The organism is Bacillus sp. CZDM1, assembly GCF_055502545.1.
The window spans coordinates 157,268-168,862 of record NZ_JBUESO010000006.1; the positions used below are offsets into that span (position 1 = coordinate 157,268).

Annotated in this window: 14 protein-coding genes; all 14 read right to left on the reverse strand. The window is 43.0% G+C overall.

Features of this window, described 5'->3' with window-relative positions; translation table 11 throughout:
* Positions 1–12: 12 nt before the first annotated feature.
* Positions 13–549, reverse strand: a complete 537-nt coding sequence (locus ACY3XC_RS15720) for a F0F1 ATP synthase subunit delta (RefSeq protein WP_179158055.1) — start codon at positions 547–549, stop codon at positions 13–15.
* Positions 546–1,073, reverse strand: coding sequence for a F0F1 ATP synthase subunit B (locus ACY3XC_RS15725; RefSeq protein ID WP_179158054.1), 528 nt, complete (start codon positions 1,071–1,073; stop codon positions 546–548). Before ACY3XC_RS15725 ends, ACY3XC_RS15720 begins: the two co-directional genes overlap by 4 nt.
* Positions 1,074–1,233: 160 nt before the next feature.
* A complete protein-coding gene (atpE, locus tag ACY3XC_RS15730; protein WP_053368380.1) occupies positions 1,234–1,446 on the reverse strand; it encodes a F0F1 ATP synthase subunit C in 213 nt (70 codons plus the stop codon).
* 73 nt (positions 1,447–1,519) lie between these two features.
* Entirely contained in the window at positions 1,520–2,230 is a 711-nt protein-coding gene (atpB, locus tag ACY3XC_RS15735) for a F0F1 ATP synthase subunit A (protein ID WP_464869387.1), read from the reverse strand.
* A 23-nt stretch (positions 2,231–2,253) separates the two neighbouring features.
* The gene (locus tag ACY3XC_RS15740; RefSeq protein WP_179158052.1) at positions 2,254–2,628 is read right to left on the reverse strand and encodes an ATP synthase subunit I; all 375 of its coding nucleotides are present in this window, start codon (positions 2,626–2,628) and stop codon (positions 2,254–2,256) included.
* Between the two features lie 7 nt (positions 2,629–2,635).
* Entirely contained in the window at positions 2,636–2,857 is a 222-nt protein-coding gene (locus ACY3XC_RS15745) for an AtpZ/AtpI family protein (protein ID WP_464869388.1), read from the reverse strand.
* 322 nt (positions 2,858–3,179) lie between these two features.
* Positions 3,180–5,369, reverse strand: a complete 2,190-nt coding sequence (locus ACY3XC_RS15750) for a S8 family serine peptidase (RefSeq protein ID WP_464869389.1) — start codon at positions 5,367–5,369, stop codon at positions 3,180–3,182.
* Positions 5,366–6,376: a nuclease-related domain-containing protein gene (locus ACY3XC_RS15755; RefSeq protein ID WP_464869390.1), complete on the reverse strand. Its 1,011-nt coding sequence runs from the start codon at positions 6,374–6,376 to the stop codon at positions 5,366–5,368. Before ACY3XC_RS15755 ends, ACY3XC_RS15750 begins: the two co-directional genes overlap by 4 nt.
* Before the next feature lie 675 nt (positions 6,377–7,051).
* Positions 7,052–7,681: a uracil phosphoribosyltransferase gene (upp, locus tag ACY3XC_RS15760; protein ID WP_464869391.1), complete on the reverse strand. Its 630-nt coding sequence runs from the start codon at positions 7,679–7,681 to the stop codon at positions 7,052–7,054.
* A 117-nt stretch (positions 7,682–7,798) separates the two neighbouring features.
* Positions 7,799–9,040: a serine hydroxymethyltransferase gene (gene glyA, locus ACY3XC_RS15765; protein ID WP_464869392.1), complete on the reverse strand. Its 1,242-nt coding sequence runs from the start codon at positions 9,038–9,040 to the stop codon at positions 7,799–7,801.
* 196 nt (positions 9,041–9,236) lie between these two features.
* A complete protein-coding gene (locus ACY3XC_RS15770; protein ID WP_464869393.1) occupies positions 9,237–9,803 on the reverse strand; it encodes a TIGR01440 family protein in 567 nt (188 codons plus the stop codon).
* A 10-nt stretch (positions 9,804–9,813) separates the two neighbouring features.
* Positions 9,814–10,254 carry a ribose 5-phosphate isomerase B gene (gene rpiB / locus ACY3XC_RS15775; protein WP_179158045.1) on the reverse strand — a complete coding sequence of 147 codons (441 nt, stop codon included), beginning with the start codon at positions 10,252–10,254 and terminating at the stop codon, positions 9,814–9,816.
* Positions 10,255–10,333: 79 nt separating this feature from the next.
* Positions 10,334–10,768, reverse strand: coding sequence for a low molecular weight protein arginine phosphatase (locus tag ACY3XC_RS15780; RefSeq protein WP_464869394.1), 435 nt, complete (start codon positions 10,766–10,768; stop codon positions 10,334–10,336).
* A 206-nt stretch (positions 10,769–10,974) separates the two neighbouring features.
* Complete coding sequence (locus ACY3XC_RS15785) at positions 10,975–11,523, reverse strand: manganese efflux pump MntP (RefSeq protein ID WP_464869532.1); 549 nt, start codon at positions 11,521–11,523, stop codon at positions 10,975–10,977.
* Between the last annotated feature and the right edge of the window lie 72 nt (positions 11,524–11,595).

Sequence of the window (11,595 nt, forward strand, 5' to 3'; positions counted from 1 at the left end):
TTCTTTCGAATCTTAGCTTAACAATTTACGTTCTAAACGGTCTAGCTTCCCGCGCAAAGAACCGTCGTATATACGGTTTCCGATTCGGAGCTTAACGCCGCCGAGCAATTCGGAATCCACGATATTTTCAATTCTAAGTGACTTCTTGCCAACCTTTGCTCCAAATGTTGCAGAGATTGCTTCACGTTCTGCTTCTGAAAGCTCACGTGTGCTGTAAACTTCAGCATCCGCAATTCCCTTTTCTTCATTTGCCAGCTCAAAGAATTGGTTTGCTGCTTCAATGATCTCGTCTTCGCGATGGCGGTCGATCAAAATCATTAGTGTATTCAGTACATATGGATTAACCGTTGAAAAAGCATTTGTTAAAATCTCTTTCTTCTTATCTAATGTAAGCTTTGAAGACTTCAAAACTGCTTTTAAATCGGTATTGTAAACAAAAACTTCCTTTACCACACGAAGTTCTTCTTCTATTACTTCAAGAAGCTGTTGTTCTTTTGCGATTTGAAAAAGAGCCAACGCGTAGCGTTTTGCTACCATGGAGTTGCTCATCGCTTATCTCCTGCCTCTTGAATATATTCGTTAATAAGTTTATCTTGGTCTGCTGCATTCAATTCTTTTTCAATAACTTTTGAAGCAATTAATACAGACAAGGAAGCAACTTGTTCACGAATAGCGGCAACCGCTTTTTCTTTCTGCTGCTCGATTTCAAGCTTCGCAGATTCTTTAATACGATCAGCTTCAGTACGTGCAACAGCAATGATTTCATCACGCTGAATATCGCCCTGCTTTTTCGCACTTTCAATTAAAACTTGCGCTTCTGAACGAGCTTCTTTTAAAAGAGAACGTTGCTCTTCTAATAGTTTCTTTGCTTCAACGCGACTTTGTTCAGCCGCTGAAATTTCACCAGCAACATGATCTTCACGCTGTTTCATGATGCCCATTAATGGGCCCCAAGCGAATTTCTTCAGCAATACCATTAAGATGATGAACATAACAAGCTGGAAAATAATATCTCCCCAGTTCACACCAGAATGGGCTGCTGCAGCTCCTAATACAAAACTATTTGTTAACACCCGCGGTTCACTCCTTTCAAGGTCTTTCCTTAAAACAACTTATATATCAGTCGAAATAATTGTCGAAATCAATCGTCTATGAACAGTAATGAACATAAACGAATGGCGAAGGTTCTCACGAATGATCTTCGCCATCTACTGAAACGCGTTTAGCGTTCGATTATTGACCTTGAACCATGAACGCGATAACAACCGCGATGATAGGAATCGCCTCAACTAACGCAACCCCGATGAACATTGTAGTTTGAAGCATACCACGAGCTTCTGGTTGACGAGCGATACCTTCTACTGTTTTTGATACGATAAGACCGTTACCGATACCAGCACCTAGTGCTGCTAAACCAATTGCGATTGCTGCTGCTAAAAGACCCATTTGAAAATTTCCTCCTTTAATGTATAAAAAAATAAATTATTATTTTGTGTTCTTATGATAAGAACGGTTTATCTTAATGGTCACTGCTCACTTTGTGAGCTAAGTACACCATTGTTAACATACAGAAAATAAATGATTGGATGGCACCGACAAAGACTGAGAAGCCTTGCCATACCAGCATTGGGAGTGCAGCGGCGATTGTTCCGCCCACACCGGTTGCTAAACCAGCTGCGAGTAAGCTTAATAAAATTTCCCCCGCATAAATGTTTCCGTAAAGTCGGAGACCGAGAGTCAGAGTATTTGCAAACTCTTCAATAATTTTAATCGGGAACATGAACCAGAACGGTTTAAAGAATTCCCTTCCATATGCTCCGGCACCCCTCATCTTGACACCGTAGAAGTGAGATAATCCCACTATCAATGTGGCTAATGTCAAAGTTACAGCCGGATCTGCTGTTGGTGATTTCCACCAAAGGACTCCGTCCACCGTAATTGAGAATGGCAGCCCCAGCATATTTGCTACAAAGATATACATGATGATGGTGATTCCGAGAATATGAAATCGTCCGCCATCTTTCCAATCCATCGTACTGTTAATAATGTTTTTAACAAAATCCATGACCCATTCCATAAAGTTTTGCATTCCGGTCGGTTTCATGGCCAGTCTTCGAGTAGATAGGACGGCTAACAAAAAGACAATTGCACTTGCTATTGTAATCATCAAAATGTTTGCCAGATTAAATTGGAGCCCAAGAAACGTAACTATTGGAGCTTCGTGATGCAACAGTATTCACCTCGCTTCCCCCGCTATTTATCTGAATAGAAATTGTGGATAAAAAAATCTATCATAATGACAATGTAGGATGTCATTAATCCTATAACCACACTAATGAGGTGGAATTGCTCAGGATACCTCAAAGTGATGACAATCGCTAGGGCAGCGGTTGCCATTCGTGAAAATGAGCCAAGTGAACGAACTTGCCTTCCTTCTGCTGCTGCTTGACCAAATTTGTCGATTTTTCGAGCCATCAACCACAAATTAAAGAGGCTCAAACTTGTCCCAAGAATCAATCCAAGAAAGATTGATTGATGCGCAGTGAACCCCCAACCAAGCACATAAAAAGACAATAAAAAAAACATCCACTTCCGCTGTCGGACAAACATTGTTTGGAATTCTGGCATGGTTGGTTTAATCTCCTGAATTGAACTTGCGAATTGTAACAAGCATCGAGTAAATACCGGCCGCTAAACCCATAAACAATCCAACTATTAAGAAAATTGGTTCGGTACCCCACTGCTCATCCAGCCATCTACCTGCAAAAATACCGATAAGAATAGATCCCACAAGAGCTGCAAGAATGGCGGACATTAGGGCATATGCTTTGAACGGATTGCGGTTTTCATTACGCATACTTATCGCATCCTCACCTTTAGAGAATACATCAAAAAACGAGGTTATGTACAAAAGGAAGTTCTGTAGAATTCTGAGGATTCTGTCGAAATATGTGAAAACCCTCTCATTTTACATCCTTTGTTAGCATACAATAGCGATTCTGCAAAGTCAATGGATTTACGTGAAATTACCCACAAACTATTCTGCGTAATTTCTTCCAACTGGAAGTTTTAGTTAACACTAACATTGTAGTGTAAACCACCCTTATATTGATGCTGTAAATGTGACCATTTTGTGAACAAATTGAATTGGAGTGGCGGATACACCACCCCAGTCCCATTTATCTCACCGCCGCTCCAATGACGAGCATGGTTTCGATAAAATCCTCCTTCCCTGCCTTCTTTGCAAACACCTTAGCAAGATAGGTTCCTTCGGGCGGGAGGTTCTCCGCCGTGATCACCTTGCTGACCAATCCCTTCTTTACATTTTGGTTGCTGTCTAAAAAGCCAACGAATCGGAAATCATCCGGATTGAAAAGCGCGATTCCAAACTCCTCTGCCCCGCCCGGCAAGTAGACTTCATAACGATACGTTCCCGGTTGGTCGCCATCCTTAAAATCAAATCCCATCACCCTTGGATAATTCGGTTCCTCAAGCACATAGATATAGGGAATTTGAATAGAATTGGAACCGGCTTGAATGGTTAAATAACCATCATGTATCTTCCCCTTCAACTCAACAGGATTCACTTTTAACTCAAGCTTAGCATCTCGAGATTCTCCTGGCTGCAGTGTAAACGCCAGTGGGAAGTGCCATTCTAGACCATCCTCCCGCTTGGGTATGTCGAAGGTATAGCGCACCGGTTTCTCACTTTTATTCTCAACATGCAAAAAGGCTTTGTGGGTATCCCCCTCACTTTCATATTTGCCAAATCGCAGTGAACTTGGACTGACAAGTGAGGTGGCTTTAACAGCTTCATTCACCTGAATTCTTCCTGCCCCCTGCTCATACGTCCGGTAAGGTTTACCGTTTTTCACTAACGGTTTGGCGGTATTCATTAAGGCAGCTTTAATTTGATCTGGGCTCCACTCTGGATGTGCCTGTTTTATGAGCGCGCATGCCCCCGCTACATGAGGTGCCGCCATACTCGTTCCCTGGAGAGAAAGATAACCGCCGGGAATCGTCGAGTTGATCGCCACACCTGGTGCAACAATATCCGGCTTGACCTCCCAAGTGTCCGTAACCGGCCCCCTCGAGCTAAAGTCCGCCAGTAAGTCCTTTTCCTCGGTCACATAGATTTTTGCAAGGGTGTTGGTTTTGCTTTTTAAAAGCTCCCCCTCTTTCTTAGTGACGGAGCCAACCGGAATATCATTCGGTGCCTCCAGATTCCCCATAAAACCGCCGCTCAAGTTATTATAAATAATAACAGCCTTAGCCCCTGCCTCTCGGGCGTTATTTGCTTTTTCAGTAAAAGTTAATGTCCCTCTCTTAATGAGAACTATTTTTCCCATGACGTCCTTTAATTCTTCCTTCGTTCCGAGCCCGCCATCTACAATTGGAAGGGACCGGTCAATGGCCCAATTACTCGAACCCGCCAGTGGCTGAATCTTGATTTTATCCCGGATTCCTTCTATTAGAATATGAGGGACTTCTAAGGTAGGGGTCGAGGCCCCGACTGATATCGCCTTTGATGCCGTTCCCGGTGAGCCAACGGTCCAGATATTCGGGCCCGAATTACCAGATGCCGCGATGGCGACAATCCCCCTCTCCACCGCTCTATTCAAAGCAAGCGAGATGGGCAGGTCTGGACCATTAATATCATTTCCAAGCGAAAGATTCATAATATCGACTTTGTCTTTTATCGCCTGCTCAATGGCCGCAAGCACATTCTCCGTCGTCCCCCCGCCCCCTGGACCAAGCGCACGGTAAGCCAGAATTTTCGCCTCGGGAGCGACCCCTTTCAACTTTCCATTCGCAGCAATAATTCCAGCGACATGGGTACCATGAACCGTCGCCCTTCCCAGCGTTTTCGTTTCCATTGGATCCGAATCATTATCAACGAGATCCCGGCCGCCCGCATAATTTCTTCTCAGGTCAGGATGTGTGTAATCTACACCCGTATCGATGACTCCGACTGTGATTCCTTTACCAGTTAGCCGGCGATTCTTTTTATCAAAAAGGCCGCGAATCTCCTCACCGCCAATAATCTTGACGCTTTCCTCAGCCTGCACCTTGTACTGGTTCACCGGCGAAATGCTAATGATTTGCTTGCTATTTTGTGCCGCCAATTTCTCAATCGATTCAGGATTCCCTTCCACCGAAAATCCATAAATCGCCTCTGTAAAAACATGCCTGAGGTGAATGTCTTTGAAGGGTTTTATAAGTTGTAGGATATCCTGAGGAGATTGTGGTTCTTCAAGCACCACAATCGCAACCCGTTCCTTCGGGATCGGAGGTGTCTCAAGCGACCGAGCAGAAGTAGCGGTTTGGAGGGAGAAAACGAGTACGAATAAAAGTGTCCATTTTTTCATGTAAAAAATTCCCCTTTTTTCATAGAGTTTTCATCGTGAGGGAAAAGTATGCAGTTTTTTGGGAGAAAGTATTTGGAGCCTCGTTTCGTGCCTGTCGAGGGGAGTTTTAGAGCCAGCAGTAAATATCTAGCTTTAATGGGCGAATCAATCTGGAGAAATTTAGCGATCTCCTGCCGGGTAATGGTTGGACCGTATATAAGAAAATAATCACTTACGGCTGGTATGTGTGCGGTTTTTGAGACTTCCTTGCATCTGTTACACCGCCAAGCCGCTGAAATATACTCCATTGGGTAACAATTGCATTTCGTACACTGTACACCTGGTATCAAATCGGTTTGGGTTAATTGGTATTTTTGAAGAATGTCCGGAATGCAGATATGATGAGCGTTTAAGAGGGTATGTGATAAATGATTCAGGGTATTTTTTGTAATATGGGGCTTTTGATACTTTTCTTCTAATTCTCTTATCTTATCAAGCAGCGATTCAGCATAGATTATTTTTTGAAAAATTTGCTGGTTATCCGGAGTTGTTTCTATAATTGTTGACGTTTTACTAATCACGACCAAATGTTCCACCGGGATCCCCTTGATTTGGTGAAACTTCAACCAGTTATTAAATTGAAGATGATGCCTTTTCACCTGCTGTATCGGGTTATCCATCCCTTCCTCCAGGTTATTCAATTCTCTAACCATAAGGTCTGAGCCCTTTTCAAACTTTAACTTACCCGAAATATTTTTCACCTCGATGATTAACGCAAATTTGGAGGATACCAGCAATATATCCATTTGGAATGAACTTTTATCCTTTAAACGCAATCCATGAAAAATGTAATATTCATTTTCTGGTAAAAACGACAGATAATAAGCTACATTGAGTTCTCCATAATACCCTTTCAGCCACGCCCGCAGGTCCTTTTCTACAATCGGCCTTACTGGGTGCCCTTTTGGCATCCTTCTTAATAAAGCAATGCATTGTTCTGCCTGAACTGAGAGTTTTAATTCTAACATGATCAAGAAAATCACCTCTTTTTTGAATTAAGAGGGTAATTCTCTACTTGTTATGGGTAATCCTGCTAAAAAATTAAGGAGATAGTGTGAACTTATTGGGTATATTTTGGGAAAATAGCTGGGGCAGAAGTTATTGGACTAATTTGGGGGTGTTTTGGACTATTTTCTTGTGGTTTTGGACTTTTTTATAAGGGTTTTGGACTATTTTGTTACGGTTATGGACCTTTTCCAAAGGGTTTTGGACCATTAGCCAATATCTGTAAATAAAAATACCTATATAGGTATAACACAAAAACCAAAAAACCGAGCAGAAAACAGTTCTGCTCAGCCCCTAGTTACGGTTATGGAACTTTTTCAAAAGGTTTTGGACTATTTTCTTGTGGTTTTGGACTTTTCCCAATGGGTTTTGGACTATTTTCTTGCGGTTATGGACCTTTTCCAAAGGGTTTTGGACCATTAGCCAATATCTGTAAATAAAAATACCTATATAGGTATAACACAAAAACCAAAAAACCGAGCAGAAAACAGTTCTGCTCAGCCCCTAGTTACGGTTATGGACCTTTTCCAAAGGGTTATGGACCATTAACCAATATCTCTAAACCAAAATACCTATATAGGTATACCGCAAAAACCAAAAAACCGAGCAGAAAACAGTTCTGCTCAGCTCTACTAAACTTATTTCGTCCCAAACAACCGATCCCCAGCATCCCCAAGCCCAGGTACGATGTATCCATGGTCATTCAACTTCTCATCTAATGCAGCAATATAAATATCAACATCAGGATGTGCCGTCTTAACCGCCTCAACGCCTTCTGGTGCCGCAATTAGACACATAAACTTGATATGTTTCGCGCCGCGTTTTTTCAAGCTATCAATCGCCACATTGGCTGATCCGCCGGTTGCGAGCATTGGATCGACAACGATGAATTCACGTTCTTCCACATCACTTGGCAGCTTGATATAATATTCCACTGGCAGCAACGTTTCCGGATCGCGGTACAAGCCGACATGTCCGACCTTTGCAGCTGGAATTAATTTCAAAATCCCATCAACCATACCAATTCCTGCGCGCAAAATCGGGACAACGCCCATTTTCTTCCCAGATAATACCTTTGATTTTGTCATACAGACTGGCGTCTCAATTTCGATATCTTCAAGCGACATATCTCTTGTGATTTCAAATGCCATAAGTGTTGCCACTTCGTCTACCAATTCACGGAACTCCTTCGTTCCTGTGTTTTTATCACGTATGTATGTAAGTTTATGCTGAATAAGTGGATGGTCGAAGACGTATACCTTTGCCACAATGATCGCCCCTTTATTAAAATTTAACTCCGTCTCATTTTACAGAAAAATAGTGTAGAGAGCAACTCAGACCAAAAAAGAAATCGACTCACACTCGGAGTCGATTTCAAAAGTTGTTTAATATTCAGGATAAAGCGTGAATTTACCTGTTAAAGCCTCAACACGATCCGCAGCTTCTTTAAGCTTCGCTTCGTCTTCATGATTTTTCAAGGTAAAGGCGATGATAGACGCAATTTCGTCCATATCTTCTAATCCAAAGCCACGGCTAGTAACCGCTGCAGTACCAATACGGATACCGCTTGTTACAAATGGGCTTTGTGGATCAAACGGAATTGTATTTTTATTAACGGTAATTCCTACCTCATCAAGTACCTTTTCAGCAACCTTACCGGTTAAACCAAGTGTCTGCATGTCTAAAAGCAGCAAGTGATTGTCCGTACCACCGGAAACAAGCTTGATACCTTCATTTTGCAAGCCTTCCGCTAAACGCTTAGCGTTCGCAATGATCTGACCTGCATATTCTTTAAAGCTATCCTGCAGCACCTCACCAAAAGCAACAGCTTTTGCAGAAATAACATGCATTAACGGACCGCCTTGAATTCCAGGGAAGATCGACTTGTCGATTTTCTTGCCAAATTCCTCTTTACAAAGAATCATTCCACCGCGAGGTCCGCGTAATGTTTTATGTGTAGTAGTCGTAACAAAATCAGCGTAAGGTACTGGATTTTGGTGAAGGCCAGCTGCCACAAGTCCAGCAATATGAGCCATATCAACCATTAAATAAGCGCCCACTTCATCCGCAATTTCACGGAATTTCGCGAAATCAATACCACGCGGATACGCACTTGCACCAGCAACAATCATCTTTGGCTTATGTTCGCGTGCTTTTGCTAAGACATCATCATAATTAATCAGATGTGTTGTTTCATCTACACCGTACTCAACGAAATTATATTGAACACCGCTAAAGTTGACCGGGCTTCCGTGTGTTAAGTGACCGCCATGTGAAAGGTTCATACCAAGAACCGTGTCGCCTTGCTCAAGGACCGTAAAGTAAACAGCCATATTAGCCTGCGCACCAGAGTGTGGCTGCACGTTCACGTACTCGGCACCAAAAATCTCCTTCGCACGATTGCGAGCTAGATCTTCGACTATATCCACGTATTCACAACCGCCATAATAACGGCGGCCTGGATAGCCTTCTGCATATTTATTGGTTAACACAGAACCCTGTGCTTCCATTACCGCTTCACTTACAAAGTTTTCTGAGGCAATTAATTCGATTTTTCCGCGCTGGCGTCCTAATTCCTGTTGAATCGCTTCAAATACCTGCTTGTCCTGATTAGACAAATGCTTCATGGTAATCCCCCTTGTATGTTTGAATCTTAAATAATCTTTTTGAAAATTCCCTCTATATAATAGCATGTTTTCTTCTAAAAAAGTGGTGATTTTGTAAAATGCTCACTTTTTTATATTCTACCATCCTTTAAGCGGGGATAAAACCCCTAAAACACGAACATTTATATTTATTTTTAAAAAAATATTCGTATTTAACTTAACTACAGCTAGAATTCCCTGCTGTCTTTTCATAAACCGCTCGCGCCCCGCCAATAAGTTTTGGCCGTGTCTTCGCCAATGTAACATGTGCATGTCCAACATTTTTCTGGGCAACTCTGATCGGAACGGCCACATGCTTCAGGTGCATGCCAATAAAGGTATGGCCAATATCAATCCCGGCATCCGCCTTCAAAAATTCAACAACGCACGCATCCTCCATTTTTTCAAATGCATAGGTTGCCATTGCCCCGCCTGCAGTCCTAACAGGAACCACAGATACCTCATCCAAGCCGCGTTTTACAGCCTCGGCTTTTTCAATCACAAGCGCCCTGTTTAAGTGTTCGCAGCACTGAAACGCCAACGCAGCACCGGTATCCTCTGCAAACCTGCCCAATTGCCGGAAAATCATTTCGGCGACATCAATTGTACCCGATGTACCGATTTTCTCACCAATGACCTCACTCGTACTGCAGCCTACGACAACCAGCTGCCCCGGCACCAAAGAGGCCTGCGTTTGAAATTCAGTTAAAATGGTTTCAAGCTCTTTTTCCCATTCTTGAATCATTGTCCTCATCCTACTTCTGCTCGTATTCGCTGATTTTACCAATGCGAGTGGCATGACGGCCGGCTTCAAACTCTTCTGTCAGCCAAATCTGTGCAATATCACGTGCAAGCCCAGGACCAATAACGCGCTCACCCATCGTGAGAATATTAGTATCATTGTGCGCACGTGTTGCCTTTGCACTAAACGTATCGTGTACAAGGGCACAGCGGATACCCTTTACCTTATTCGCGGCAATGCTCATGCCAATTCCTGTTCCACAAATCAATATCCCTCGATCAAACTCACCGCTCGCTACCTTTTCAGCAACCGGCAGCGCATAATCTGGATAATCGACTGACCCTTCACACTCACAGCCGAAATCTTGATATTCAATCCCCAGTTCTTCCATCAAATTGGCAATTTCCTTACGAATATTAACTCCGCCATGATCAGACGCTAATGCTACTTTCATCTTAAAAACCTCCTGTTTTCATCCTTCCTTAATATTGACATACCAATAAAAAAATATAAAGCCCTCACCACTGAGAGCTTTACATTTTTTCAATCGCTTTTGTAATCAATTTTTCCAATTCCTGAAAAGTTTCCTGATAGATGGACAAATTGCCGCCAAACGGGTCGACTACATCGACATCATAGTCCTCGCCGGTAAACTCCTTTAAGGTGAAAACTTTACCCGCTGCACCAGAATATTGTTGAAGTATCGCATGTTTATGCGAACCCGTCATTGTTAAAATTAAATCTGCCCATTGTACCGATTCCATATTTAGCATGTTAGAGGAATGGTTATGTTCGATATTATTGGTATCCAGCACCTGTTTGGCGTGAGCAGATGCCTCACTCCCCGTCTGAGCATATATTCCCGCGGACTTCACTTCAAGGCCGTCAATCTTTTTACTTTTCAAAATCGCTTCCGCTATCGGGCTTCTGCACGTATTCCCTGTACAAACAAACAAAATGCGCTGCAAGCTGCCAGCCTCCTTTCCATTATGTCTAGCTCCAGCGCCTAGGGGCTCGGGGTCATAAGTCAATCCGTCAAGAAGGTAAAAACCAACCTTCTCGCCGGCTTGCCTTATGCCTGTCTCCCCTGAGCAAGGCGCTTCCGCTTTTCTATGTACATTATTATAACTTCTCCAACACCAATTAAAAAACCTTTGACATTTTTAGAAAGGTTTTATAAAAAAGGATAAAGTAATTTAATCCCAAACGCCAGCAGGATACTGCCCCCTAGGGCTTCGCTATAGGACCCAATCCATCCTTGCGCCTTTCTTCCAAGCAGCAAGCCAACCCATGTTAATATCGTTGCCACCACTCCAAAGCAGATAATCACCAAAATCGTTTTTGCCCCATAGATCCCTAGCGTTAATCCGAGCGAAAAACTATCGAGGCTCACACTTGTTGCGAAGATTAATAATCCAAATCCCACCGGCGTCATCACCGATTCCTCGCTTTTCCTAAGGCTTGACCAAATCATTTGCACCCCGAGCAAAACGAGGAGCAGCCCTCCCACCAGTGACGCAAAGGCTCCAAACTTATCGGATAAAAACCTGCCGGCGAGCATACCCACAAGCGGCATCCACACATGGAATAACCCGATGGTAATGCCAATTTTGAAAATTTGCCGGAGTCGTAACTTAAACATACCCATTCCGAGACCCACAGAAAAGGCATCCATCCCTAATGCAAACGCCATTAACAACAGCGTTACAAGTTCCCCAATCATCCCATACACGAATCTCTACCCCCTCGGACTTGCCCTGCTAAAAACATATGCACGTCCACAGAGAATTAGAAG